At 57.2% G+C, this 23,006-nt stretch carries 34 protein-coding genes; 33 read left to right on the forward strand and 1 reads right to left on the reverse strand.

Translation table 11 applies throughout. The features are described 5' to 3' along the window. The first annotated feature begins 94 nt into the window (after window positions 1–94). From rpsG to bfr, 33 genes are all read left to right on the forward strand, one after another. Window positions 95–565: a 30S ribosomal protein S7 gene (rpsG, locus tag AB5975_12515; GenBank protein ID XDR22548.1), complete on the forward strand. Its 471-nt coding sequence runs from the start codon at window positions 95–97 to the stop codon at window positions 563–565. A gap of 30 nt (window positions 566–595) precedes the next feature. Beyond that, window positions 596–2,740 carry an elongation factor G gene (fusA, locus tag AB5975_12520; GenBank protein ID XDR22549.1) on the forward strand — a complete coding sequence of 715 codons (2,145 nt, stop codon included), beginning with the start codon at window positions 596–598 and terminating at the stop codon, window positions 2,738–2,740. 27 nt (window positions 2,741–2,767) lie between these two features. Further along, window positions 2,768–3,961 (forward strand): elongation factor Tu, encoded by a 1,194-nt coding sequence (gene tuf / locus AB5975_12525; GenBank protein XDR22550.1) that lies wholly within the window; start codon window positions 2,768–2,770, stop codon window positions 3,959–3,961. 141 nt (window positions 3,962–4,102) lie between these two features. Next, window positions 4,103–4,414, forward strand: a complete 312-nt coding sequence (gene rpsJ, locus AB5975_12530) for a 30S ribosomal protein S10 (protein ID XDR22551.1) — start codon at window positions 4,103–4,105, stop codon at window positions 4,412–4,414. Between the two features lie 80 nt (window positions 4,415–4,494). Further along, window positions 4,495–5,130 carry a 50S ribosomal protein L3 gene (gene rplC, locus AB5975_12535; protein ID XDR22552.1) on the forward strand — a complete coding sequence of 212 codons (636 nt, stop codon included), beginning with the start codon at window positions 4,495–4,497 and terminating at the stop codon, window positions 5,128–5,130. 12 nt (window positions 5,131–5,142) lie between these two features. Next, complete coding sequence (gene rplD / locus AB5975_12540; protein ID XDR22553.1) at window positions 5,143–5,745, forward strand: 50S ribosomal protein L4; 603 nt, start codon at window positions 5,143–5,145, stop codon at window positions 5,743–5,745. Next, window positions 5,742–6,041, forward strand: a complete 300-nt coding sequence (gene rplW / locus AB5975_12545; protein XDR22554.1) for a 50S ribosomal protein L23 — start codon at window positions 5,742–5,744, stop codon at window positions 6,039–6,041. Before rplD ends, rplW begins: the two co-directional genes overlap by 4 nt. A gap of 14 nt (window positions 6,042–6,055) precedes the next feature. Then, a complete protein-coding gene (rplB, locus tag AB5975_12550) occupies window positions 6,056–6,880 on the forward strand; it encodes a 50S ribosomal protein L2 (GenBank protein XDR22555.1) in 825 nt (274 codons plus the stop codon). Window positions 6,881–6,896: 16 nt separating this feature from the next. After that, window positions 6,897–7,172, forward strand: coding sequence for a 30S ribosomal protein S19 (gene rpsS / locus AB5975_12555; GenBank protein ID XDR22556.1), 276 nt, complete (start codon window positions 6,897–6,899; stop codon window positions 7,170–7,172). Window positions 7,173–7,183: 11 nt separating this feature from the next. Continuing rightward, on the forward strand, window positions 7,184–7,516 hold the full coding sequence (gene rplV, locus AB5975_12560; protein ID XDR22557.1) for a 50S ribosomal protein L22: 333 nt from the start codon (window positions 7,184–7,186) through the stop codon (window positions 7,514–7,516). Between the two features lie 13 nt (window positions 7,517–7,529). After that, window positions 7,530–8,216: a 30S ribosomal protein S3 gene (gene rpsC / locus AB5975_12565; GenBank protein ID XDR22558.1), complete on the forward strand. Its 687-nt coding sequence runs from the start codon at window positions 7,530–7,532 to the stop codon at window positions 8,214–8,216. A 12-nt stretch (window positions 8,217–8,228) separates the two neighbouring features. Continuing rightward, complete coding sequence (gene rplP, locus AB5975_12570) at window positions 8,229–8,642, forward strand: 50S ribosomal protein L16 (GenBank protein XDR22559.1); 414 nt, start codon at window positions 8,229–8,231, stop codon at window positions 8,640–8,642. Continuing rightward, window positions 8,642–8,833 (forward strand): 50S ribosomal protein L29, encoded by a 192-nt coding sequence (rpmC, locus tag AB5975_12575; GenBank protein XDR22560.1) that lies wholly within the window; start codon window positions 8,642–8,644, stop codon window positions 8,831–8,833. The genes rplP and rpmC overlap by 1 nt, the downstream gene beginning before the upstream one ends. A gap of 2 nt (window positions 8,834–8,835) precedes the next feature. Then, complete coding sequence (rpsQ, locus tag AB5975_12580; GenBank protein ID XDR22561.1) at window positions 8,836–9,102, forward strand: 30S ribosomal protein S17; 267 nt, start codon at window positions 8,836–8,838, stop codon at window positions 9,100–9,102. Window positions 9,103–9,125: 23 nt separating this feature from the next. Next, on the forward strand, window positions 9,126–9,494 hold the full coding sequence (gene rplN, locus AB5975_12585) for a 50S ribosomal protein L14 (GenBank protein XDR22562.1): 369 nt from the start codon (window positions 9,126–9,128) through the stop codon (window positions 9,492–9,494). A gap of 11 nt (window positions 9,495–9,505) precedes the next feature. Beyond that, window positions 9,506–9,820: a 50S ribosomal protein L24 gene (gene rplX, locus AB5975_12590; protein ID XDR22563.1), complete on the forward strand. Its 315-nt coding sequence runs from the start codon at window positions 9,506–9,508 to the stop codon at window positions 9,818–9,820. 20 nt (window positions 9,821–9,840) lie between these two features. Then, on the forward strand, window positions 9,841–10,380 hold the full coding sequence (gene rplE, locus AB5975_12595; protein ID XDR22564.1) for a 50S ribosomal protein L5: 540 nt from the start codon (window positions 9,841–9,843) through the stop codon (window positions 10,378–10,380). A 13-nt stretch (window positions 10,381–10,393) separates the two neighbouring features. Further along, window positions 10,394–10,699 carry a 30S ribosomal protein S14 gene (rpsN, locus tag AB5975_12600; GenBank protein XDR22565.1) on the forward strand — a complete coding sequence of 102 codons (306 nt, stop codon included), beginning with the start codon at window positions 10,394–10,396 and terminating at the stop codon, window positions 10,697–10,699. Between the two features lie 209 nt (window positions 10,700–10,908). Continuing rightward, window positions 10,909–11,301 (forward strand): 30S ribosomal protein S8, encoded by a 393-nt coding sequence (gene rpsH, locus AB5975_12605; GenBank protein XDR22566.1) that lies wholly within the window; start codon window positions 10,909–10,911, stop codon window positions 11,299–11,301. Window positions 11,302–11,313: 12 nt separating this feature from the next. After that, window positions 11,314–11,847 carry a 50S ribosomal protein L6 gene (rplF, locus tag AB5975_12610; protein XDR22567.1) on the forward strand — a complete coding sequence of 178 codons (534 nt, stop codon included), beginning with the start codon at window positions 11,314–11,316 and terminating at the stop codon, window positions 11,845–11,847. A gap of 10 nt (window positions 11,848–11,857) precedes the next feature. Continuing rightward, a complete protein-coding gene (rplR, locus tag AB5975_12615) occupies window positions 11,858–12,208 on the forward strand; it encodes a 50S ribosomal protein L18 (protein ID XDR22568.1) in 351 nt (116 codons plus the stop codon). A gap of 3 nt (window positions 12,209–12,211) precedes the next feature. Next, a complete protein-coding gene (gene rpsE / locus AB5975_12620; GenBank protein XDR22569.1) occupies window positions 12,212–12,712 on the forward strand; it encodes a 30S ribosomal protein S5 in 501 nt (166 codons plus the stop codon). A gap of 2 nt (window positions 12,713–12,714) precedes the next feature. Beyond that, window positions 12,715–12,891: a 50S ribosomal protein L30 gene (rpmD, locus tag AB5975_12625; GenBank protein ID XDR22570.1), complete on the forward strand. Its 177-nt coding sequence runs from the start codon at window positions 12,715–12,717 to the stop codon at window positions 12,889–12,891. Window positions 12,892–12,894: 3 nt separating this feature from the next. Then, complete coding sequence (gene rplO, locus AB5975_12630) at window positions 12,895–13,329, forward strand: 50S ribosomal protein L15 (GenBank protein ID XDR22571.1); 435 nt, start codon at window positions 12,895–12,897, stop codon at window positions 13,327–13,329. Continuing rightward, window positions 13,330–14,661, forward strand: a complete 1,332-nt coding sequence (gene secY, locus AB5975_12635) for a preprotein translocase subunit SecY (GenBank protein ID XDR22572.1) — start codon at window positions 13,330–13,332, stop codon at window positions 14,659–14,661. A 28-nt stretch (window positions 14,662–14,689) separates the two neighbouring features. Next, window positions 14,690–14,806 (forward strand): 50S ribosomal protein L36, encoded by a 117-nt coding sequence (rpmJ, locus tag AB5975_12640; protein ID XDR22573.1) that lies wholly within the window; start codon window positions 14,690–14,692, stop codon window positions 14,804–14,806. A 131-nt stretch (window positions 14,807–14,937) separates the two neighbouring features. Then, complete coding sequence (gene rpsM / locus AB5975_12645) at window positions 14,938–15,294, forward strand: 30S ribosomal protein S13 (GenBank protein XDR22574.1); 357 nt, start codon at window positions 14,938–14,940, stop codon at window positions 15,292–15,294. A gap of 18 nt (window positions 15,295–15,312) precedes the next feature. Further along, complete coding sequence (gene rpsK / locus AB5975_12650; GenBank protein XDR22575.1) at window positions 15,313–15,702, forward strand: 30S ribosomal protein S11; 390 nt, start codon at window positions 15,313–15,315, stop codon at window positions 15,700–15,702. Window positions 15,703–15,717: 15 nt separating this feature from the next. Then, window positions 15,718–16,338 carry a 30S ribosomal protein S4 gene (rpsD, locus tag AB5975_12655; GenBank protein ID XDR22576.1) on the forward strand — a complete coding sequence of 207 codons (621 nt, stop codon included), beginning with the start codon at window positions 15,718–15,720 and terminating at the stop codon, window positions 16,336–16,338. A 22-nt stretch (window positions 16,339–16,360) separates the two neighbouring features. After that, window positions 16,361–17,362, forward strand: a complete 1,002-nt coding sequence (rpoA, locus tag AB5975_12660) for a DNA-directed RNA polymerase subunit alpha (protein XDR22577.1) — start codon at window positions 16,361–16,363, stop codon at window positions 17,360–17,362. A gap of 42 nt (window positions 17,363–17,404) precedes the next feature. Beyond that, window positions 17,405–17,791 (forward strand): 50S ribosomal protein L17, encoded by a 387-nt coding sequence (gene rplQ / locus AB5975_12665; protein XDR22578.1) that lies wholly within the window; start codon window positions 17,405–17,407, stop codon window positions 17,789–17,791. A gap of 170 nt (window positions 17,792–17,961) precedes the next feature. Beyond that, on the forward strand, window positions 17,962–19,401 hold the full coding sequence (locus tag AB5975_12670; protein ID XDR22579.1) for a catalase: 1,440 nt from the start codon (window positions 17,962–17,964) through the stop codon (window positions 19,399–19,401). A gap of 163 nt (window positions 19,402–19,564) precedes the next feature. Next, window positions 19,565–20,029, forward strand: coding sequence for a bacterioferritin (gene bfr / locus AB5975_12675; protein XDR22580.1), 465 nt, complete (start codon window positions 19,565–19,567; stop codon window positions 20,027–20,029). 72 nt (window positions 20,030–20,101) lie between these two features. On the opposite strand, the gene uvrA is transcribed toward bfr, so the two are convergent. Continuing rightward, window positions 20,102–22,936, reverse strand: a complete 2,835-nt coding sequence (gene uvrA / locus AB5975_12680) for an excinuclease ABC subunit UvrA (GenBank protein XDR22581.1) — start codon at window positions 22,934–22,936, stop codon at window positions 20,102–20,104. Window positions 22,937–23,006: the final 70 nt, after the last annotated feature.

The following is a 23,006-nucleotide window of genomic DNA, read 5'->3' on the forward strand; positions in this document are numbered from 1 at the left end:
AGACATCCATTTTTTTGAGTCGATAAGAGTAAGGTCGGGCAGGGGTCGAAGACCCACGTCCCGGGCTAACCTGAAGACCGTTTGAGGGCTTATCATGCCAAGACGTCGTGTAGCAGCAAAACGTGAGATCCTTGACGATCCGAAGTACGGATCCCAGATCCTCGCCAAGTTCATGAACCACGTGATGGAAAGCGGCAAGAAGGCCGTAGCCGAGCGCATCGTTTACGGTGCCCTGGATACCGTCAAAGCACGCAAGAACAGCGACCCCCTGGAAATCTTCGAGAAAGCTCTCGACGCCATCGCTCCGCTGGTCGAAGTTAAGTCCCGTCGTGTAGGCGGTGCTACTTACCAGGTTCCGGTTGAAGTTCGTCCATCCCGTCGTAACGCTCTGGCAATGCGCTGGCTCGTAGACTACGCCCGCAAGCGCGGCGAGAAGTCGATGGCTCTGCGTTTGGCCGGCGAACTGCTGGATGCTGCCGAAGGCAAGGGTGCTGCAGTCAAGAAGCGTGAAGACGTTCACCGTATGGCTGAAGCCAACAAAGCGTTCTCGCACTACCGCTTCTAATTCAAGCATCAATCATTTTGCGAGGGCTTTATGGCTCGTACTACAGCAATTAACCGCTACCGTAACATTGGTATCTGTGCCCACGTTGACGCGGGCAAGACCACCACTACCGAGCGGATCCTGTTCTACACAGGTCTGAGCCACAAAATGGGCGAGGTGCATGACGGCGCCGCGACCACCGACTGGATGGTGCAGGAGCAGGAGCGGGGTATCACCATTACCTCCGCTGCCGTTACCACCTTCTGGAAAGGCTCCGTTGGTCAGTATGACAACTACCGTGTAAACGTTATCGACACCCCCGGCCACGTTGACTTCACCATTGAAGTAGAGCGTTCGCTGCGCGTACTCGACGGCGCGGTCGTTGTGTTCTGCGGTACCTCCGGTGTTGAGCCTCAGTCCGAAACCGTATGGCGTCAGGCCAACAAATACGGCGTTCCACGTGTTGTTTACGTGAACAAGATGGACCGTGCCGGTGCAAACTTCCTGCGCGTCGTAGGTCAGATCAAGAACCGTCTGGGTCACACCCCGGTTCCTGTTCAGCTGGCCATCGGTTCGGAAGATAACTTCCAGGGTCAGGTCGACCTGATCAAGATGAAGGCTATCTACTGGAACGACGACGACAAGGGTACCACCTATCGCGAGGAAGAAATTCCTGCCGATATGCTGGAGCTGGCTCAAGAGTGGCGCTCCAACATGGTTGAAGCGGCTGCCGAGTCCAGCGAAGAGCTGATGAACAAGTACCTGGAAGGCGAAGAGCTGACCGTCGAAGAGATCAAGGCCGGTCTGCGCGCGCGCACCCTGGCTAGCGAAATCGTACCGGCCGTCTGCGGTTCGTCGTTCAAGAACAAGGGCGTTCCCCTGGTTCTCGACGCCGTCATCGACTACCTGCCTGCTCCGACCGAGATCCCTGCAATCCAGGGTATCAATCCGGACGACAAAGAGCTGGACAAAGAAGATCCGGCTGTTCGTAAAGATGTGCGTCACGCTGACGACGACGAGCCGTTCTCGGCTCTGGCGTTCAAGATCGCGACTGACCCGTTCGTGGGTACTCTGACCTTCGTTCGCGTCTACTCGGGCGTTCTGACCTCTGGTGACTCGGTCATCAACTCGGTCAAAGGTAAGAAAGAGCGCGTTGGCCGTATGGTGCAGATGCACGCCAACCAGCGTGAAGAGATCAAGGAAGTGCGCGCTGGCGACATCGCCGCACTGATCGGTATGAAGGACGTGACCACGGGCGAAACCCTGTGCAACGCCGACAAGCCAATCATTCTTGAGCGTATGGACTTCCCTGAGCCGGTTATTTCGCTCTCCGTAGAGCCGAAAACCAAGGCTGACCAGGAGAAGATGGGTATTGCACTGGGCAAGCTGGCCCAGGAAGACCCGTCGTTCCGCGTCAAGACCGACGAAGAGACTGGCCAGACCATCATCTCGGGCATGGGTGAGCTGCACTTGGACATCCTCGTTGATCGCATGAAGCGCGAATTCAACGTCGAAGCCAACATCGGCAAGCCGCAGGTTTCGTACCGCGAGAAGATCACCAAGTCCAACGTCGAGATCGAAGGCAAGTTCGTTCGTCAGTCGGGCGGTCGTGGTCAGTTCGGTCACTGCTGGATCCGTTTCTCGGAGCCAGAAGTCGACGAGAAAGGCAACATCACCGAAGGTCTGGTGTTCTCCAACGAAGTCGTTGGTGGTGTAATTCCTAAGGAATTCATCGCCCCGATCCAGAAGGGTATCGAAGAGCAGATGAAGAACGGCGTTGTTGCCGGCTATCCTCTGATCGGCCTGAAGGCCGCGGTATTCGACGGTTCGTACCACGACGTCGACTCCAACGAAATGGCGTTCAAGATCGCTGCTTCGATGGCGACCAAACAGCTGGCCACTAAAGGCGGCGGTGTGGTTCTCGAGCCGATCATGAAGGTCGAAGTTGTAACCCCGGAAGACTACCTGGGTGACGTGATGGGTGACCTGAACCGTCGTCGTGGTCTGGTCCAGGGTATGGATGAATCGGTCTCTGGCCGTGTCGTCCGTGCTGAAGTACCGCTCGGAGAAATGTTCGGTTACGCAACCGACGTTCGTTCCATGTCTCAGGGTCGCGCAAGCTACTCCATGGAATTCTCCAAATACGCCGAAGCTCCGTCGAACATCGTCGAAGCACTCGTTAAAAAACAAGGCTAATCCCCTTTAGGCAAGAGGTTCACTGTCGTGGCTAAAGAAAAATTTGATCGTTCCCTTCCCCACGTTAACGTCGGCACCATCGGCCACGTTGACCACGGTAAGACCACTCTGACCGCAGCTCTGACTCGCGTTTGCTCCGAAGTTTTCGGTTCGGCAATCGTTGAGTTCGACAAGATCGACTCGGCTCCGGAAGAAAAAGCGCGCGGTATCACCATCAACACCGCTCACGTTGAGTACAACTCGACCATTCGTCACTACGCTCACGTTGACTGCCCAGGTCACGCTGACTACGTGAAGAACATGATCACCGGTGCTGCCCAGATGGACGGCGCGATCCTGGTTTGCTCGGCCGCCGATGGTCCGATGCCACAAACCCGTGAGCACATCCTGCTGTCCCGTCAGGTTGGCGTTCCGTACATCGTGGTCTTCCTGAACAAGGCTGACCTGGTAGACGACGCTGAGCTGCTGGAACTGGTCGAGATGGAAGTTCGCGACCTGCTGTCCACCTACGACTTCCCAGGCGACGACACTCCGATCATCATCGGTTCCGCTCGTATGGCCCTGGAAGGCAAAGACGACAACGAAATGGGCACTACCGCTGTTAAGAAGCTGGTAGAGACTCTGGACAGCTACATTCCTGAGCCAGTTCGTGCCATCGACCAGCCGTTCCTGATGCCGATCGAAGACGTATTCTCGATCTCGGGTCGTGGTACCGTTGTTACCGGTCGTATCGAGCGTGGTATCGTCCGCGTTCAGGATCCGCTGGAAATCGTTGGTCTGCGTGACACCACCACCACCACCTGCACCGGCGTTGAGATGTTCCGCAAGCTGCTGGACGAAGGTCGTGCTGGCGAGAACTGCGGCGTTCTGCTGCGTGGTACCAAGCGTGACGACGTTGAGCGTGGCCAGGTTCTGGTCAAGCCAGGTTCGGTCAAGCCGCACACCAAGTTCACCGCAGAAGTCTACGTTCTGTCGAAGGAAGAAGGCGGTCGTCACACTCCGTTCTTCAAAGGCTACCGTCCTCAGTTCTACTTCCGTACCACTGACGTGACCGGTAACTGCGAACTGCCGGAAGGCGTTGAAATGGTAATGCCAGGTGACAACATTCAGATGACTGTTACCCTGATCAAGACCATCGCAATGGAAGACGGTCTGCGCTTCGCTATCCGTGAAGGCGGTCGTACCGTCGGCGCCGGCGTTGTGGCCAAAATCATCGAGTAATCACTCGACCGATTGAAAAAACCCCCGCTCAGCGGGGGTTTTTTTTATTGGGTTGACACTAAATGGGGGCGTCTATAGAATCACGCCTCCTTTTAGCGGGCGTAGTGCGTCCGTTGGGAACAGCCTGGAGTCTGAAATCCAATGCAAAATCAGCAAATCCGTATCAGGTTGAAGGCTTTCGACCATCGCCTGATCGACCAATCCACCCAGGAAATCGTGGAAACCGCGAAACGTACTGGTGCACAAGTGCGTGGTCCAATTCCACTGCCTACCCGCAAAGAGCGTTTCACCGTTCTGGTCTCTCCGCACGTCAACAAAGACGCGCGTGACCAGTACGAGATTCGCACTCATAAGCGTGTTCTGGACATCGTCCAGCCAACGGATAAAACCGTTGACGCGCTGATGAAGCTTGATCTGGCGGCAGGTGTGGAAGTACAGATCAGCCTCGGCTAAGACTTCGGTCTAGTCGTGTAACGCTCTGAAATGGGCGGCCATAGCGGGTGAAAGCCCCGTACACTCATGAGGTTTACAACATGACTATTGGTGTAATCGGTCGCAAGTGCGGTATGACCCGCATTTTCACCGAAGAAGGTGTCTCCATTCCGGTCACGGTCATTGAGATCGAGCCGAATCGCGTCACCCAGTTCAAAACTGAAGAAACCGATGGCTACCGTGCAGTGCAAGTCACTGTCGGCGAGCGTCGTGCTTCGCGTGTGACTGCCGCTCAGGCAGGCCACTTCGCCAAGGCCAACGTTGCCGCTGGTCGCGGTGTTTGGGAGTTCCGTCTTGAAGAAGGCGATTTCCAGGCTGGCGATCTGATCAAAGCTGAACTCTTCACTGCAGGCCAGCTGGTTGACGTTACTGGTCAGTCCAAAGGTAAAGGCTTCGCCGGTACCATCAAGCGCTGGAACTTCCGTGGTCAGGACAACACCCACGGTAACTCCGTGTCGCACCGTGTTCCTGGTTCCATCGGCCAGTGCCAGACTCCTGGTCGTGTGTTCAAGGGCAAGAAGATGTCCGGTCACATGGGCGCCGAGCGCGTGACTGTTCAGTCCCTGGAAGTAGTTCGCGTAGACGCTGAACGCAACCTGCTGCTGATCAAGGGTGCCGTACCTGGCGCTACTGGCGGCGACGTGGTTGTACGTCCAGCTGTCAAGGCTCGCGGTTAAGGGGAAACTGACATGCAACTTAATGTAAATGACGCTCAGGCGATCGAAGTTTCCGAACTGACTTTCGGTGGCGAATTCAACGAGACGCTGGTTCACCAAGCAGTCGTGGCCTACATGGCCGGCGGCCGTCAGGGTACCAAGCAGCAGAAGACCCGTTCCGACGTGGCTGGTGGCGGTAAGCGCCCATGGCGTCAGAAGGGTACTGGTCGTGCTCGTGCTGGTACCACTCGTGGTCCGATCTGGCGTGGCGGTGGTGCAACCTTCGCAGCTCGCCCTCAAGATCACTCGCAAAAGCTCAACAAGAAGATGTACCGCGCAGCTCTGCGCTCCATCCTCGCTGAGCTGGTGCGTAGCGACCGTCTGGTCGTGGTTCAGGACTTCGCTGTTGAAGCACCGAAAACCAAAGATCTGCTGAACAAGCTGAACGGCATGGGTCTGAGCGACGTACTGATCGTCTCCGACGCTGTTGATCAGAACCTGTACCTGGCTGCTCGCAACCTGCCGCACGTCGACGTACGTGACGTACAGGGTTCCGACCCGGTCAGTCTGATCGCATACGAGAAAGTGTTGATCACTGTCTCGGCCGTGAAGAAATTCGAGGAGCTGCTGGGATGAACCAGGAACGCGTATTTAAAGTCCTCCTTGGCCCGCACGTTTCCGAGAAGGCTACCGTTCTGGCTGAGAAAAAAGGCCAGTTCGTATTCAAGGTTGCTACCGATGCAACCAAGCTGGAAATCAAGAAAGCTGTCGAAGGCCTGTTCAACGTAAAAGTTGAAAACGTGTCGACTGTTAACGTTCTGGGTAAAACCAAGCGTACCGCACGTGGTCTGGGCAAGCGTAATGACTGGAAGAAGGCGATCGTATCCCTTCAGCCAGGCCAAGATCTCGATTTCAGCAGCAGTGCTGAGTAAGGAAGGGGTGCATCATGGCAATCGTTAAATGCAAACCGACTTCCCCTGGCCGCCGTTTCGTGGTCAAGGTGGTCAACAAGGAGCTGCACAAAGGCGCTCCTCACGCACCGCTGCTCGAGAAGAAATCGAAGTCTGGTGGTCGTAACAACAATGGCCGCATTACCACTCGTCACGTTGGTGGTGGTCATAAGCAGCATTACCGTCTGGTCGACTTCCGTCGCAACGACAAAGATGGCATTCCAGCCACTGTCGAGCGTATCGAATACGATCCAAACCGTACTGCTCACATCGCCCTGCTGTGCTATGCAGACGGTGAGCGTCGCTACATCATCGCCCCTAAAGGCGTGAGCGCTGGTGACCAGCTGATCGCAGGTGCCCTGGCCCCAATCAAGGCCGGTAACTCCCTGCAACTGCGTAACATCCCAGTAGGTAGCACCATTCACGGCGTCGAACTGAAGCCGGGTAAAGGTGCTCAGATCGCTCGTTCCGCTGGTGCTTCGGCTCAGCTGATCGCTCGTGACGGCGTATACGTGACTCTGCGTCTGCGTTCCGGTGAGATGCGTAAAGTACTGGCTGAATGCCGTGCGACCCTGGGCGAAGTCTCGAACTCCGAGCACAGCCTGCGTTCGCTGGGTAAAGCTGGTGCCAAACGCTGGCGCGGCGTTCGCCCAACCGTTCGTGGCGTTGCCATGAACCCGGTTGACCACCCGCATGGTGGTGGTGAAGGTCGTACCTCCGGTGGTCGTCATCCGGTATCGCCATGGGGCTTCCCAACCAAGGGTGCTAAAACCCGTGGTAATAAGCGTACCGACAACATGATCGTCCGTCGTCGCAAGTAACTAGAGGGATACGACAGTGCCACGTTCTCTGAAAAAAGGTCCTTTTATCGATCTTCACCTGTTGAAGAAGGTCGAAGTGGCGGTGGAGAAGAACGATCGCAAGCCAGTTAAAACCTGGTCGCGTCGCTCGATGATCCTGCCACAAATGGTCGGTCTGACCATCGCGGTTCACAACGGTCGCCAGCATGTTCCAGTTCTCGTGAACGAAGACATGGTCGGCCACAAACTGGGCGAGTTCGCCGGTACCCGCACCTATCGCGGGCACGTGGCTGACAAGAAAGCCAAGCGTTAAGGGGTAAGGAAATGGAAGTAGCCGCTAAGTTGTCGGGCGCTCGCATCTCCGCCCAGAAAGCCCGCTTGGTCGCCGACCAGATCCGCGGGAAGAAGGTGGGCGAAGCGCTCAACCTGTTGGCCTTCAGCAGCAAAAAAGCCGCTGAAATCATGAAGAAAGTCCTCGAGTCGGCCGTTGCCAACGCCGAACACAACGAAGGCGCAGACGTTGATGACCTGAAGGTCTCCACCGTCTTCGTCAACGAAGGGCGTTCGCTGAAGCGCATCATGCCACGTGCCAAAGGCCGTGCTGATCGCATCGTCAAGCGGTCTTGCCATATCACTGTCAAGGTTGCGGACAAGTAACGGAGTCGATCAGATGGGTCAGAAAGTACATCCCACTGGCATTCGCCTGGGAATCGTCAAGGAGCACACCTCCGTCTGGTACGCAGACGGTGCTACTTACGCAGATTACCTGTTGAAGGATCTGAAAACGCGTGAGTACCTCCAAGACAAACTAAAAAGCGCGTCCGTAAGCCGTATCGATATTCATCGTCCGGCTCAAACTGCACGCATCACCATCCACACCGCTCGTCCCGGTATCGTTATCGGTAAGAAAGGTGAAGATGTCGAGAAGCTGCGTCAGGACCTGACCAAGCAGATGGGTGTGCCTGTGCACATCAACATCGAAGAGATCCGCAAGCCGGAACTCGACGCTATGCTGGTTGCGCAGAGCGTAGCTCAGCAGCTGGAACGCCGCGTAATGTTCCGTCGCGCCATGAAGCGCGCAGTACAGAACGCCATGCGTATTGGTGCCAAGGGCATCAAGATCCAGGTGAGCGGTCGTCTCGGCGGTGCTGAGATTGCTCGTACCGAGTGGTATCGCGAAGGTCGTGTGCCTCTGCACACCCTGCGTGCCGATATCGACTACAACACCTACGAAGCTCACACCACTTACGGTGTGATCGGTGTGAAGGTTTGGATCTTCAAAGGCGAAGTTATTGGTGGTCGCCAAGAAGAACTGAAACCACAAGCACCAGCGCCTCGTAAAAAAGCTGCTAAGTAAGGGGTACGCCAAATGTTGCAACCAAAGCGTACAAAATTCCGCAAGCAGATGACTGGCCACAACCGTGGTCTGGCACTGCGCGGTAGCAAAGTCAGCTTCGGCGAATTCGCTCTGAAAGCTGTTGCTCGCGGTCGCCTCACCGCTCGCCAGATCGAGTCCGCACGTCGTGCGCTGACCCGTCACGTTAAACGTGGCGGTAAGATCTGGATCCGTGTGTTCCCGGACAAGCCGATCTCCAAGAAGCCTCTCGAGGTTCGTATGGGTAAAGGTAAGGGCTCCGTGGAATACTGGGTTGCCCAGATTCAGCCAGGCAAAGTCCTGTACGAGATCGAGGGTGTTTCTGAAGAGCTGGCGCGCGAAGCTTTCGCCCTGGCTGCTGCAAAGCTGCCTCTCGCCACCTCCTTTGTTAAGCGGACGGTGATGTGATGAAAGCGAATGAACTTCGTGAAAAATCGGCACAGCAGCTGAACGAGCAACTGCTCGGCTTGCTGCGCGACCAGTTCAATCTGCGTATGCAGAAAGCAACTGGCCAGTTGGGGCAGTCGCACCTGCTCTCGCAAGTTAAGCGTGACATCGCTCGCGTGAAAACTGTGCTCAACCAGCAGGCAGGTAAGTGATCATGGCTGAAGCTGAAAAAACCGTCCGTACGCTGACTGGCCGTGTCGTCAGCGACAAAATGGACAAGACCATCACCGTACTGATCGAGCGTCGCGTAAAGCACCCGATCTACGGTAAATACGTTAAGCGTTCGACTAAGCTGCACGCGCACGACGAATCCAACCAGTGCAAGATCGGCGACAAGGTTTCCATCCGTGAAACCCGTCCGCTGGCCAAGACCAAGTCCTGGGCACTGGTTGAAGTCCTCGAACGCGCTGTTGAAGTCTAAGGGCTAGGGGTCGGAGAAATTTTATGATTCAGACTCAATCCATGCTCGATGTGGCCGATAACAGCGGCGCTCGTCGCGTCATGTGCATCAAGGTGCTCGGCGGTTCGCACCGTCGTTACGCCGGCATCGGTGACATCATCAAGGTTACCGTCAAGGAAGCAATTCCACGCGGTAAGGTCAAAAAAGGCCAAGTGATGACCGCTGTTGTCGTGCGCACCCGTCACGGTGTTCGTCGCGCTGACGGTTCCATCATTCGTTTCGACGGCAACGCTGCTGTTCTGCTGAACAACAAGCAAGAGCCGATCGGCACTCGCATCTTCGGGCCAGTGACCCGTGAACTTCGTACTGAGAAGTTCATGAAGATCGTCTCGCTCGCCCCTGAAGTGCTGTAAGGAGATCCGACATGCAAAAGATTCGTCGTGACGACGAGATCATCGTGATCGCCGGCAAAGACAAAGGTAAGCGCGGTAAGGTGCTGAAGGTTCTCGCTGATGACCGTCTGGTCATCGGTGGTGTGAACCTGGTCAAGCGTCATACCAAGCCTAACCCGATGGCGGGCGTACAGGGCGGTATCGTCGAGAAAGAAGCGCCTCTGCACGCTTCCAACGTTGCCATCTTCAACGGCGAAACCAACAAGGCTGACCGCGTTGGTTTCAAAGTAGAAGACGGTAAAAAAATTCGTGTCTTCAAGTCGACCCAAAAAGCGGTTGATGCTTGAACACTGCTAGGTAGAAGACCATGGCACGACTGAAAGAGATTTACCGGAACGAAATCGCTCCTAAGCTTAAGGAAGAACTTAAGCTGTCGAACGTGATGGAAGTTCCGCGCGTTACCAAGATCACCCTGAACATGGGTCTGGGCGAAGCGATCGGCGACAAGAAAGTCATCGAGCACGCTGTTGCCGACCTGGAAAAGATCACCGGTCAAAAGCCGGTCGTGACTTTCGCTCGCAAATCCATCGCTGGCTTCAAAGTCCGCGAAGGCTGGCCGATCGGCGTCAAGGTGACCCTGCGTAGCGACAAGATGTACGAATTCCTGGACCGCCTGCTGGCGATCTCCCTGCCTCGGGTTCGCGACTTCCGCGGCCTGAATGCCAAGTCCTTCGATGGCCGTGGCAACTACAGCATGGGCGTGAAAGAGCAGATCATCTTCCCGGAAATCGATTACGACAAGATCGATGCTCTGCGCGGTTTGGACATCACCCTGACCACCACTGCTCGTTCGGACGACGAAGGCCGCGCTCTGCTGCGTGCTTTCAAGTTCCCGTTCCGCAACTGATTGGAGTAGGAAAATGGCCAAGAAGAGCATGAAAAACCGCGAGCTGAAGCGTCAGCTCACGGTAGCCAAGTTCGCTAAGAAGCGTGCTGAGCTGAAAGCGACCATCGTCAACGTTAACGCCTCTCCAGAAGAGCGTTTCGCTGCCGTTGTCGCTCTGCAGAAGCAGCCGCGTGATGCCAGCGCTGCGCGTCTGCGCAACCGTTGCCGCCTGACCGGTCGTCCTCACGGTGTATACCGTAAGTTCGGCCTGGGCCGTAACATGCTGCGTCAAGCTGCAATGCGCGGTGACGTACCAGGTCTGGTTAAAGCCTCCTGGTAATCGCTGCAGGCAAGATCCTGGTGGAAGGGGAGCAATCTTCCGACCGCCGGTGACCTTGCCATCAAACAAGCCCCTATATGGGGCTTGTTTCGTTTCTGCCTTGTGTCTAGAATGACCGGCTCACCTGAGCCTGGGTTTTTTGCCCAATCCGCTCGGGTGGTTGTCATAGCCGCAAGGCTAATAATTCTTGTATCAGGAGCATCTAGCCCATGAGTATGCAGGACCCGTTAGCGGACATGCTAACTCGCATCCGTAATGCCCAGATGGCTGAAAAGTCCGTCGTAAGCATGCCTTCCTCTACCCTGAAGGTCGCGGTTGCCAAAGTTCTGAAGGACGAAGGTTACATCGCTGGCTACCAGGTAACTGGTGAGGCCAAGCCTTCCCTGTCGATCGAACTGAAGTACTTCGAAGGCCGTCCGGTCATCGAGGAACTGAAGCGCTCCAGCCGTCCAGGCCTGCGCCAGTACAAGGCCGTCACCGATCTGCCGAAAGTACGTGGCGGTCTGGGCGTGTCTATCGTCTCCACCAACAAAGGTGTGATGACTGATCGCGCTGCGCGCGCTGCCGGTGTCGGCGGCGAAGTTCTGTGCACAGTGTTCTAAGGGGGGATAGACATGTCTCGCGTCGCTAAGAACCCCGTTAAGCTGCCATCCGGTGTCGAAGTCAAATTCGCTGGCCAGCAGCTTTCGGTGAAGGGTGCTAAAGGCACTCTCGAACTGAACGTTCACTCGTCTGTTGAAGTTACCGAAGAGTCTGGTGAGCTGCGTTTCGTCGCTCGCAATGGTGACCAGCAAGCTCGTGCCATGGCCGGTACTACCCGTGCCCTGGTCAACAACATGGTCCAAGGCGTAAGCCAAGGCTTCGAGCGTAAGCTCCAGCTGGTCGGTGTTGGTTACAAGGCACAGGCCAAGGGCACCGTCCTGAACCTGGCCCTGGGCTTCTCTCACCCAGTGGACTACGAACTGCCAGCCGGTATCACCGCTGAAACACCTAGCCAGACCGACATCCTGATCAAGGGTATCGATAAGCAGCTGGTAGGTCAGGTGGCCGCTGAAATCCGCGACTTCCGTCCGCCAGAGCCTTACAAAGGTAAAGGTGTGCGTTACGCGGACGAAGTAGTCCGTCGTAAAGAAGCCAAGAAGAAGTAGGGCCTAGTAAATGACCGACAAAAAAGTTATTCGACTGCGTCGCGCTCGCAAAGCACGTCTCAAGATGCACGAACTCGAAGTCGTGCGCCTGTGCGTGTTCCGCTCCTCGCAGCACATCTACGCCCAGGTCATTTCGGCCGACGGCAGCAAGGTTCTGGCAAGCGCCTCGACCTTGGACAAAGACCTGCGTGATGGCGCCACTGGCAACATCGACGCGGCCACTAAGGTTGGCAAGCTGGTAGCTGAGCGTGCGAAAGCCGCCGGTGTATCTCAAGTTGCCTTTGACCGTTCCGGCTTCAAGTACCATGGCCGCGTCAAAGCGCTGGCTGATGCTGCTCGTGAAGGCGGGCTGGAGTTCTAAGTTATGGCAAATAACGATCAAAAGCGCGACGAAGGCTACATCGAGAAGCTGGTTCAAGTTAACCGCGTTGCCAAAACCGTAAAAGGCGGCCGTATCTTCACCTTCACCGCGCTGACCGTGGTAGGTGATGGTAAAGGTCGTGTTGGCTTCGGCCGTGGCAAGTCGCGCGAAGTACCAGCCGCGATCCAGAAAGCCATGGAAGCTGCTCGCCGCAACATGATTCAGGTTGACCTGAAGGGCACCACCCTGCAGTACGCCACCAAGGCTGCCCACGGCGCCTCGAAGGTTTACATGCAGCCTGCCTCGGAAGGTACCGGTATCATCGCCGGTGGCGCAATGCGTGCTGTCCTGGAAGTTGCTGGTGTTCAGAACGTTCTGGCCAAGTGCTACGGTTCGACCAACCCAGTGAACGTGGTTTACGCCACCTTCAAGGGTCTGAAAGCCATGCAATCTCCTGAATCCATTGCTGCCAAGCGCGGCAAGAGCGTCGAGGAGATCTTCTGATCATGGCAACCGTAAAAGTAACGCTGATCAAGAGCGTCTCGGGCCGTCTGCCTAACCACAAGTTGTGCGTTAAAGGCCTGGGTCTGCGTCGTATCGGTCACACTGTAGAAGTCCAGGATACTCCCGAGAACCGCGGGATGATCAACAAGGCTTACTACATGCTGAAGGTCGAGGGCTAATCGATGAAACTCAATGATCTGAGTCCAGCGCCGGGTTCCCGTCGCGAGAAGCATCGTCCAGGTCGTGGTATCGGTAGCGGTCTGGGTAAGACCGGCGGCCGTGGCCACAAAGGTCAGACTTCCCGTTCGGGTGGTTCGATCGCTCCTGGCTTCGAAGGCGGTCAACAGCCGCTGCACCGTCGTCTGCCGAAGTTCGGCTTCGTTTCCCTGAAAGCCATGGACCGCGCAGAAGTGCGTCTGTCCGAGCTGGCCAAAGTGGAAGGCGACGTGATCTCCGTGCAATCCCTGAAGGATGCCAACGTGATCAACCAGCACATTCAGCGTGTGAAAATCATGCTGTCTGGCGAAGTTACTCGCGCAGTCACCATCAAGGGCATCGCAGCCACCAAGGGTGCGCGTGCGGCTATCGAAGCAGCTGGCGGCAAATTCGAGGAATAAATGGCTAAGCAAGGTGCTCTCTCTTCGCTCGGTAAGGGCGGGATGTCGGAACTCTGGGCTCGTCTGCGCTTTCTGTTCATGGCGATCATCGTCTATCGGATAGGTGCGCATATCCCGGTTCCCGGCATCAATCCGGACCGTCTGGCGGATCTGTTTCGGCAGAATGAGGGGACCATTCTTAGCTTGTTCAACATGTTTTCCGGTGGCGCGCTCGAGCGCATGAGCATCTTTGCACTGGGGATCATGCCGTACATTTCGGCATCGATCATCATGCAGCTGATGACCGCGGTCAGCCCGCAACTGGAGCAGTTGAAGAAGGAAGGTGAAGCTGGCCGTCGCAAGATCAGCCAGTACACCCGCTACGGCACCGTTATCCTGGCACTGGTTCAAGCCATTGGCATGTCCATTGGCCTGGCCAACCAGGGCGTGGCGTTTTCTGTGGGCCTGGGCTTCCATGTCGTCGCCGTCTCCACCTTCGTGGCAGGCGCGATGTTCATGATGTGGCTGGGCGAGCAGATCACCGAGCGCGGTGTGGGCAACGGTATCTCGATGTTGATCTTCGCAGGTATCGTTGCCGGTCTTCCGAGAGCAATCGGGCAGTCTTTCGAGTCTGCACGCACAGGCGATATCAACATTTTCGCCTTGGTCGCTATCGGTTTGCTGGCAGTAGCGATTATCGGTTTCGTGGTGTTCATTGAGCGTGGTCAGCGTCGTATCGCCGTTCACTACGCCAAGCGTCAGCAGGGCCGCAAGGTCTTCGCTGCGCAGACCAGCCACTTGCCGTTGAAGGTGAACATGGCGGGGGTTATCCCGGCCATTTTCGCGAGCAGCATTTTGCTGTTCCCGGCTTCGCTGGGTGCCTGGTTCGGTCAGTCCGAAGGTATGGGCTGGCTGCAGGACATCTCGCAGTCGATCGCTCCTGGTCAGCCGTTGAACATTCTGCTGTTTAGTGCAGGGATCATTTTCTTCTGCTTCTTCTACACAGCATTGATGTTCAATCCGAAAGACGTAGCGGAAAACCTGAAGAAGTCCGGTGCCTTTATTCCGGGTATCCGTCCTGGTGAGCAGTCGGCGCGCTACATTGATGGCGTTCTGACCCGTTTGACCATGTTCGGTGCTCTTTACATGATGGCCGTCTGCCTTCTGCCCCAGTTCCTGGTGGTGGCAGCAAATGTGCCGTTCTACCTTGGCGGGACCTCGTTGCTGATTGTGGTAGTGGTTGTGATGGACTTCATGTCCCAAGTACAATCGCACCTCGTTTCGCACCAGTACGAATCCCTGATGAAGAAAGCCAACCTGAAAGGCTACGGTGGCAGCGGTCTGCTGCGCTGATACGCCCCTAAGGTTCGAGGAGTCGGTAATGAAAGTTCGTGCATCGGTGAAAAAGCTGTGCCGTAACTGCAAGATCATCCGTCGCGAAGGCGTCGTACGAGTGATCTGCAGCGCGGAACCGCGTCACAAACAGCGCCAAGGCTGAGTGTGATCTGCGCTTCAAACCCAGCAGCTAGTGTGCTGCTGGGTTGATTATTCGTTTCTACAGCGATATTATCTCGCGCCCTATTTCTTGGCTTCCGGGGCGTAGGTAGCTGTCAATTGGAGTCCCACTGAATGGCCCGTATTGCAGGCGTCAACATTCCAGATAACAAGCATACTGTTATCTCGCTGACCTACATCTATGGTGTCGGTCGCACAACTGCACAGAAGATCTGTGCAGACGCTGGTGTAAATCCAGCCGCTAAGATCAAGGATCTGAGCGACGAGCAAATCGAAACCCTGCGTGGCGAAGTTGCGAAGTTCACCACCGAAGGTGACCTGCGTCGTGACATCAACATGAAGATCAAGCGCTTGATGGACCTGGGTTGCTACCGCGGCCTGCGTCATCGTAAAGGTCTGCCGGTTCGCGGTCAGCGCACCAAGACCAACGCACGCACCCGTAAGGGCCCGCGTAAGCCGATCCGCAAGTAATCGCCCAGGAATATAGACATGGCAAAACCTGCTGCTCGTCCTCGTAAGAAAATCAAAAAGACAGTGGTTGATGGCATCGCCCACATCCATGCGTCTTTCAACAACACCATCGTGACCATCACCGACCGTCAGGGCAATGCTTTGTCCTGGGCGACCTCCGGTGGTTCGGGTTTCCGTGGTTCGCGCAAATCCACCCCGTTCGCAGCTCAGATCGCTGCTGAGCGTGCTGGTCAAGCTGCGCTGGAATACGGTCTGAAGAACCTCGACGTTAACGTCAAGGGTCCAGGTCCAGGTCGTGAGTCCGCCGTTCGTGCATTGAACAGCTGCGGCTACAAGATCGCCAGCATCACCGACGTGACGCCTATCCCGCATAACGGGTGCCGTCCGCCGAAGAAGCGTCGCGTGTAATCAGGAGACAGAAGAATGGCACGTTACATTGGTCCAAAATGCAAACTGTCTCGTCGTGAAGGCACCGATCTGTTCCTGAAGAGCGGCGTTCGCGCTCTGGAATCGAAGTGCAACATCGAAGCAGCCCCAGGTATCCACGGCCAGCGCCGTGGCCGTCAGTCCGACTACGGCACCCAGCTGCGTGAGAAACAAAAAGTCCGTCGTATCTACGGTGTTCTGGAGCGTCAGTTCCGCGGTTACTACCAAGCTGCTGCCTCGAAAAAAGGCGCAACCGGTGAGAACCTGCTGCAACTGCTCGAGTGCCGTCTGGATAACGTCGTTTACCGTATGGGCTTCGGCTCGACTCGTTCCGAGTCGCGTCAGCTGGTTTCGCACAAAGCGATCAGCGTCAACGGTAAGACTGTAAACATTCCATCCTACCAAGTTCGTCCGGGTGACGTGGTCGCGGTCCGCGAGAAGTCGCTGGCCCAGCTGCGCATTGTTCAAGCCCTTGAACTGTGCGCCCAGCGTGGCCGCGTTGAGTGGGTTGACGTGGATGCTGCTAAAAAGTCGGGCGTTTTCAAGAACGTTCCTGCTCGCAGCGACCTGTCTGCCGACATCAACGAAAACCTGATTGTCGAGCTCTACTCCAAGTAAGGGCTAGAAAATAGGTGCATCCATGCAGATTTCGGTAAATGAGTTCCTGACTCCCCGCCACATTGATGTGCAGGTAGTCAGTCCGACCCGCGCCAAGATCACGCTCGAGCCTCTCGAGCGTGGCTTTGGCCACACCCTGGGCAACGCGCTGCGCCGCATCCTGTTGTCCTCTATGCCTGGCTGTGCAGTAGTCGAGGCCGAGATCGATGGCGTACTCCACGAGTACTCCGCGATCGAAGGTGTTCAGGAAGACGTAATTGAAATCCTGTTGAACCTGAAAGGCCTGGCTATCAAACTGCACGGTCGTGACGAAGTTACGCTGACCTTGTCGAAAAAGGGTTCGGGGGTGGTTACCGCTGCCGATATTCAGCTGGATCACGATGTCGAGATCGTCAACCCCGATCACGTAATCGCGAACCTGGCGTCGAATGGCGCCCTGAACATGAAGCTCACCGTAGCTCGTGGTCGTGGTTACGAGCCGGCCGACTCCCGTCAAACCGACGAAGACGAAAGCCGTAGCATTGGCCGTCTGCAGTTGGACGCTTCGTTCAGCCCGGTGCGTCGTATCGCCTATGTGGTCGAAAACGCCCGTGTTGAACAGCGTACCAACCTGGACAAACTGGTCATTGATCTGGAAACCAACGGCACCCTGGATCCTGAAGAGGCTATCCGCCGCGCTGCGACCATCCTGCAACAGCAGTTGGCCGCGTTCGTCGACCTCAAAGGTGACAGCGAGCCTGTCGTAGTCGAGCAGGAAGACGAGATCGATCCGATCCTGCTGCGTCCGGTTGACGACCTGGAACTGACTGTACGTTCGGCCAACTGCCTCAAGGCGGAGAACATCTACTACATCGGCGACCTGATTCAGCGTACCGAAGTAGAGCTGTTGAAGACTCCTAACCTGGGCAAGAAGTCCCTGACTGAAATCAAGGACGTGCTGGCCTCTCGTGGTCTGTCTCTCGGCATGCGCCTCGACAACTGGCCGCCTGCAAGTCTTAAGAAAGACGACAAGGCGACCGCCTGATCGTCGTAATCACCGAACGTAGTGTTTGGTAAGGAATGAATCATGCGTCATCGTAAAAGTGGACGTCACCTGAGCCGTACCAGCTCTCACCGCAAGGCTATGTTCCAGAACATGGCAGTGTCGCTGATCGAGCACGAGCTGATCAAAACCACCCTGCCGAAAGCCAAGGAACTGCGCCGCGTTGCCGAGCCGCTGATCACCCTGGCCAAGGAAGACAGCGTTGCTAACCGTCGTCTGGCCTTCGATCGTACCCGTTCGAAGTCCGCTGTTGGCAAACTGTTCAACGACCTGGGCAAGCGTTACGCCACCCGTCAGGGCGGCTACCTGCGCATCCTGAAGTGCGGTTTCCGCGCTGGCGACAACGCGCCTATGGCGTACGTCGAGCTGGTTGATCGTCCGGTCGGCGGTGCTGTAGAAGCTGCTGAGTAAGACGTTCTGTCTGCTACAAGAACCGGGCCTAGTGCCCGGTTTTTTGTTTCTACGTACATTGTTTATTTCTATTGATTCAAGTCATGTAATGAATTTGTCCCTGTAACCTTGCTCGTCAATACTCTCTCCAAGCCGATTAGCCGGCGCTTGAAGACCGATAAGGAGAGCCCATGAGCAAGATTCTTACTACCGCCAGCGGTGCGCCAGTAGCCGATAACCAGAACTCCCGCTCCGCCGGCCCGCGTGGCCCATTGTTGCTCGACGACTTTCACCTGATCGAGAAACTCGCCCACTTCAACCGCGAGAACATTCCTGAGCGCCGTGTGCACGCCAAGGGCTCGGGCGCCTATGGCACCTTTACTGTTACCCGCGACATTACCGGCTATACCAGCGCCAAGCTGTTTGAACAGATCGGCAAACAGACCGAGACCTTCCTGCGCTTCTCCACTGTCGGTGGCGAGCGTGGCTCTGCGGATACCGAGCGCGACCCGCGTGGTTTCGCGGTCAAGTTCTACACCGAAGAAGGCAACTGGGACATCGTTGGCAACAACACGCCCGTGTTCTTCATTCGCGACCCGCTGAAGTTCCCGGACTTTATCCACACCCAGAAGCGCCACCCGCAGTCCAACCTGAAGAATGCCCAGATGATGTGGGACTTCTGGTCCCACTCCCCTGAGGCGCTGCACCAGGTCACCATACTGTTTTCCGACCGTGGTATCCCGGATGGCTATCGCCACATGCACGGCTTTGGCAGCCACACCTACAGCCTGACCAATGCCAAGGGTGAGCGTACTTGGGCGAAGTGGCACTTCAAGACCCAACAAGGCATCAAGAACCTCGCTCCGGCAGAAGCAGCGCGCCTGGCGGGTACTGACCCGGACTACGCCCAGCGCGACCTGTTCGAAGCGATCGAGCGTGGCGACTACCCGCGTTGGACGGTTTGTATCCAGGTGATGAGCGAAGCCGAGGCTGCGAGTCGCGACGAGAACCCCTTCGACGTGACCAAGACTTGGTCGCAGAGGGACTACCCGCTGATCGAGGTGGGCGTGCTGGAGCTCAACCGTAACCCGCTCAACTACTTCGCGGAAGTCGAGCAAGCAGCGTTCGGGCCCAGCAATATGGTGCCAGGGGTCGGCCTGTCGCCGGACCGGATGTTGCAGGGCCGTGTATTCGCCTACGCCGACGCGCACCGTTACCGCGTGGGCACCAACCACCAGCAGTTGCCGGTGAATGCGCCTCGCTGCCCGGTTAATAGCTACCAGCGCGACGGTTCCATGGCCACTGGCAGCTACGGCAGTGCACCAAACTACGAGCCCAATAGCCACGCTGATGCGCCGAAGCAGTCGCCACGCCATGCCGAGCCAGCGCTGGCCTTGAACGGTTCGGCGGACCGGTACGATCACCGTGAGGACACCGACTACTTCAGCCACGCCGGCGCGCTGTTCCGCTTGATGAACGCTGAGCAGAAAGCCCTGTTGATCAGCAACATCGCCGGTACCATGGTGGGTGTCAGCGAGGACGTGATTCAGCGTCAGTTGCAGTACTTCTTCAAGGCCGATCCGGCCTATGGCGAAGGGATTGCCAAGGCGTTGGGCGTCCATCTCGCCTAACTCTAAGTGATAAGCAGAACCGCCCTCATTTGGGCGGTTTTTCAATGAATATCACTACTGTTTAACCGATTTTTTGCGTCTAATTGCGCGTTTTTCAGTGACCGCAGGCAAAAGCTGGTTCACACTATGTGGCATAGTCGTTTTCACATGGAGAATCAGGGCGATGCAAGGCCACCCGGACGTAATCAACTACCTCGTCACGCTGCTGAAGGGCGAACTGGCGGCACGCGACCAGTACTTCATTCATTCGCGCATGTACGAAGACTGGGGCCTGTCCAAGCTCTACGAGCGCATCAACCACGAAATGGAAGAAGAGACCCAGCACGCCGATGCTCTGATGCGTCGCATCCTCATGCTTGAAGGCACCCCCGACATGCGTGCGGACGATCTGGAAGTCGGCAGCACCGTACCGGAAATGATCGAGGCTGACCTCAAGCTCGAGTACAAGGTGCGCGGCGCGCTTTGCAAAGGTATCGAGCTGTGTGAACTGCACAAGGACTACATCAGCCGTGACATCCTGCGTGCACAGTTGGCCGATACCGAAGAAGATCACACCTACTGGCTGGAGAAGCAGCAGGGCCTGATCAAGGCCATCGGCCTGGAAAACTACCTGCAGTCGCAGATGTAAGTTATCCACAGACTCAAGAAAAAGCCCCTGGCACCAACGGTACCAGGGGCTTTTTCATTGCATCGGCGGCAGTCAGGCTCGGTCCCGCTCCAGCAGCGGTTTCAGGTAATGGCCGGTGTACGACTGTTTCATCTCGCTCAGCTCTTCCGGCGTGCCGCAGGCAATGATCTGCCCACCCTTGGAGCCACCCTCGGGCCCCAGGTCCACCAGCCAGTCGGCGGTCTTGATCACATCCAGGTTATGCTCGATCACCACCACGGTATTGCCGTGGTCGCGCAGGCGATGCAACACGTCCAACAACTGCTGGATGTCGGCGAAGTGCAGGCCCGTGGTCGGCTCGTCGAGGATGTACAGGGTCTTGCCGGTATCGCGCTTGGACAGCTCGCGTGACAGCTTCACCCGCTGCGCTTCACCACCGGACAGCGTGGTTGCCGACTGCCCCAGCTTGATGTACGACAAGCCCACATCCATCAGCGTTTGCAGCTTGCGCGCCAGCGCCGGTACCGCATCGAAGAACTCGCGGGCATCCTCGATGGTCATTTCCAGCACCTCGTGGATGTTCTTGCCCTTGTACTTGATCTCCAGCGTTTCTCGGTTGTAGCGCTTGCTCTTGCACACGTCGCACGGCACGTAGATGTCCGGCAGGAAGTGCATTTCCACCTTGATCAGGCCATCGCCCTGACAGGCCTCGCAACGGCCGCCTTTGACGTTGAACGAGAAGCGCCCTGGGCCATAACCACGTGAACGCGATTCCGGCACCCCTGAGAACAGCTCGCGGATCGGCGTGAAGATACCGGTGTAGGTCGCCGGGTTGGAACGCGGGGTGCGGCCGATCGGGCTCTGGTCGATGTCCACCACTTTGTCCAGGTGTTGCAGGCCGTCCATGCTGCCATGCGGTGCGGCTTCCAGGCTGCTTGCGCCATTGAGGGCGGTGGCGGCCAAGGGGAACAGGGTGTTGTTGATCAGCGTCGATTTGCCCGACCCGGACACCCCGGTCACGCAGGTCATCAGGCCCACCGGGATTTCCAGGTCGACGTTCTGCAGGTTGTTGCCTCGCGCGCCCTTGAGCTTGAGCTGCAGTTTCTTGTTGCGCGGCGTGCGCTTGGCCGGTACGGCGATCTTCTTGCGCCCGGACAGGTACTTGCCCGTCAACGAATCGGGATGGTCCATGACCTCCTGTGGCGAGCCCTCCGCGACGATCTGCCCACCGTGCACACCGGCACCTGGGCCGATGTCGACGACGTAGTCGGCCAGGCGAATGGCGTCCTCGTCGTGTTCCACCACGATCACCGTGTTACCCAGGTCGCGCAAGTGGTTGAGGGTGGCCAGCAAGCGGTCGTTATCGCGTTGATGAAGGCCGATGGACGGTTCATCAAGAATGTACATCACCCCCACCAAGCCCGCGCCGATCTGGCTAGCCAGGCGGATACGTTGTGCTTCACCACCTGACAGGGTGTCAGCGCTACGGTCCAGGGTCAGGTAGTCGAGGCCGACATTGACCAGAAACTGCAGGCGCTCGCAGATCTCCTTGAGGATCTTCGCCGCGATTTCGCCACGGCGTCCGGTCAGGGTCAGCTCGCCAAAGTAGTTGCTGGCTTCACCGATCGGCAGGTTGGTGACGGCTGGCAGGGTCTTTTCGCCCACCCATACATGGCGTGCCTCGCGGCGCAGGCGTGTACCTCGGCAATCTGGGCAAGGTTGCGTGCCGAGGAACTTGGCCAGTTCTTCACGCACGGTGGCCGATTCGGTTTCGCGGTAGCGGCGCTCCAGGTTTGGCACAATGCCTTCGAACGGGTGTGAGCGCTTGACGATATCGCCACGGTCGTTGAGGTACTTGAAGTCGACACTCTGCTTGCCACTGCCCTGCAGAATCACCTTCTGGTGTTCGGCCGACAATTCGCCGAATGGCTCTTCGAGGCTGAAGCCATAATGTGCGGCCAGCGAGCCGAGCATCTGGAAGTAGTACACGTTACGCCGGTCCCAGCCGCGGATCGCGCCTTCGGCAAGGGTGAGTTCGGCATTGACCAGGCGCTTGGTGTCGAAGAACTGTTTTACCCCCAGGCCATCGCAGGTCGGGCAGGCACCGGCCGGGTTGTTGAAGGAAAACAGCTTCGGCTCCAGCTCGCTGATCGCGTGGCCGCACACCGGGCATGCGAAGCGCGCGGAGAAGATCATTTCTTCGCCTTGCTCGTCGTCCATCGGCGCCACCAGAGCGATGCCGTCCGCCAGCTTCAAGGCGGTCTCGAACGACTCCGCCAGGCGCTGCTGCAGGTCGGCGCGGACCTTGAAGCGGTCCACCACCACATCGATGCTGTGCTTTTTCTGCTTGTCCAGCTTGGGCAGCTCATCGAGCTCGTAGAGCTTGCCGTTGACCCGGGCCCGCACGAAGCCCTGGGCCCGCAGTTCGTCGAACACCGCCAGATGCTCGCCCTTGCGTTCGCGCACTACCGGTGCCAGCAGCATCAACTTGCTGCCTTCCGGGCGCTCCAGCACCAGGTCGACCATCTGGCTGATCGTTTGCGCCTCCAGCGGGATGTCGTGGTCCGGGCAGCGGGGGGTGCCGACTCGGGCGTACAGCAGGCGCAGGTAGTCGTAGATTTCGGTAATGGTGCCGACCGTGGAGCGCGGGTTGTGCGAGGTCGACTTCTGCTCGATGGAAATCGCCGGCGACAGGCCTTCGATGGTGTCGACGTCGGGCTTTTCCATCATCGACAGGAACTGCCGGGCGTAGGCCGACAGCGATTCGACGTAGCGGCGTTGGCCTTCGGCGTACAAGGTATCGAACGCCAGGGACGACTTGCCGGAACCGGACAGGCCGGTGATCACGATCAGCTTGTCCCGGGGCAGGGTCAGGTCGATGTTCTTCAGGTTGTGGGTACGTGCCCCACGAATCAGGATCTTGTCCACTGCGGCCTCGCTCGGCGGGCATAAACAAGGAAGTATACGGCGCGCCAGTATGACGCGGCAAAGCGTCGCG

It is taken from the genome of Pseudomonas putida (assembly GCA_041071465.1).
Taxonomy (GTDB): Bacteria; Pseudomonadota; Gammaproteobacteria; order Pseudomonadales; family Pseudomonadaceae; genus Aquipseudomonas; species Aquipseudomonas putida_P.

Excerpts from the sequence above, each read along its gene's own strand:
- rplQ (XDR22578.1), top strand. The coding sequence starts at position 17,405 with ATGCGTCATCGTAAAAGTGGACGTCACCTGAGCCGTACCAGCTCTCAC.
- rpmC (XDR22560.1), top strand. The coding sequence starts at position 8,642 with ATGAAAGCGAATGAACTTCGTGAAAAATCGGCACAGCAGCTGAACGAG.
- rpsQ (XDR22561.1), top strand. The coding sequence starts at position 8,836 with ATGGCTGAAGCTGAAAAAACCGTCCGTACGCTGACTGGCCGTGTCGTC.
- rpsE (XDR22569.1), top strand. The coding sequence starts at position 12,212 with ATGGCAAATAACGATCAAAAGCGCGACGAAGGCTACATCGAGAAGCTG.
- rplF (XDR22567.1), top strand. The coding sequence starts at position 11,314 with ATGTCTCGCGTCGCTAAGAACCCCGTTAAGCTGCCATCCGGTGTCGAA.
- rplV (XDR22557.1), top strand. The coding sequence starts at position 7,184 with ATGGAAGTAGCCGCTAAGTTGTCGGGCGCTCGCATCTCCGCCCAGAAA.
- rpmJ (XDR22573.1), top strand. The coding sequence starts at position 14,690 with ATGAAAGTTCGTGCATCGGTGAAAAAGCTGTGCCGTAACTGCAAGATC.
- rplR (XDR22568.1), top strand. The coding sequence starts at position 11,858 with ATGACCGACAAAAAAGTTATTCGACTGCGTCGCGCTCGCAAAGCACGT.
- rpsK (XDR22575.1), top strand. The coding sequence starts at position 15,313 with ATGGCAAAACCTGCTGCTCGTCCTCGTAAGAAAATCAAAAAGACAGTG.
- AB5975_12670 (XDR22579.1), top strand. The coding sequence starts at position 17,962 with ATGAGCAAGATTCTTACTACCGCCAGCGGTGCGCCAGTAGCCGATAAC.
- rplW (XDR22554.1), top strand. The coding sequence starts at position 5,742 with ATGAACCAGGAACGCGTATTTAAAGTCCTCCTTGGCCCGCACGTTTCC.
- fusA (XDR22549.1), top strand. The coding sequence starts at position 596 with ATGGCTCGTACTACAGCAATTAACCGCTACCGTAACATTGGTATCTGT.
- rpsG (XDR22548.1), top strand. The coding sequence starts at position 95 with ATGCCAAGACGTCGTGTAGCAGCAAAACGTGAGATCCTTGACGATCCG.
- rplC (XDR22552.1), top strand. The coding sequence starts at position 4,495 with ATGACTATTGGTGTAATCGGTCGCAAGTGCGGTATGACCCGCATTTTC.
- rpsN (XDR22565.1), top strand. The coding sequence starts at position 10,394 with ATGGCCAAGAAGAGCATGAAAAACCGCGAGCTGAAGCGTCAGCTCACG.
- bfr (XDR22580.1), top strand. The coding sequence starts at position 19,565 with ATGCAAGGCCACCCGGACGTAATCAACTACCTCGTCACGCTGCTGAAG.
- rpsJ (XDR22551.1), top strand. The coding sequence starts at position 4,103 with ATGCAAAATCAGCAAATCCGTATCAGGTTGAAGGCTTTCGACCATCGC.
- rplP (XDR22559.1), top strand. The coding sequence starts at position 8,229 with ATGTTGCAACCAAAGCGTACAAAATTCCGCAAGCAGATGACTGGCCAC.
- rplD (XDR22553.1), top strand. The coding sequence starts at position 5,143 with ATGCAACTTAATGTAAATGACGCTCAGGCGATCGAAGTTTCCGAACTG.
- rpsM (XDR22574.1), top strand. The coding sequence starts at position 14,938 with ATGGCCCGTATTGCAGGCGTCAACATTCCAGATAACAAGCATACTGTT.
- rpsD (XDR22576.1), top strand. The coding sequence starts at position 15,718 with ATGGCACGTTACATTGGTCCAAAATGCAAACTGTCTCGTCGTGAAGGC.
- rpoA (XDR22577.1), top strand. The coding sequence starts at position 16,361 with ATGCAGATTTCGGTAAATGAGTTCCTGACTCCCCGCCACATTGATGTG.
- rpsH (XDR22566.1), top strand. The coding sequence starts at position 10,909 with ATGAGTATGCAGGACCCGTTAGCGGACATGCTAACTCGCATCCGTAAT.
- rplE (XDR22564.1), top strand. The coding sequence starts at position 9,841 with ATGGCACGACTGAAAGAGATTTACCGGAACGAAATCGCTCCTAAGCTT.
- secY (XDR22572.1), top strand. The coding sequence starts at position 13,330 with ATGGCTAAGCAAGGTGCTCTCTCTTCGCTCGGTAAGGGCGGGATGTCG.
- rplN (XDR22562.1), top strand. The coding sequence starts at position 9,126 with ATGATTCAGACTCAATCCATGCTCGATGTGGCCGATAACAGCGGCGCT.
- rplO (XDR22571.1), top strand. The coding sequence starts at position 12,895 with ATGAAACTCAATGATCTGAGTCCAGCGCCGGGTTCCCGTCGCGAGAAG.
- rpsC (XDR22558.1), top strand. The coding sequence starts at position 7,530 with ATGGGTCAGAAAGTACATCCCACTGGCATTCGCCTGGGAATCGTCAAG.
- rplX (XDR22563.1), top strand. The coding sequence starts at position 9,506 with ATGCAAAAGATTCGTCGTGACGACGAGATCATCGTGATCGCCGGCAAA.
- rpmD (XDR22570.1), top strand. The coding sequence starts at position 12,715 with ATGGCAACCGTAAAAGTAACGCTGATCAAGAGCGTCTCGGGCCGTCTG.
- rplB (XDR22555.1), top strand. The coding sequence starts at position 6,056 with ATGGCAATCGTTAAATGCAAACCGACTTCCCCTGGCCGCCGTTTCGTG.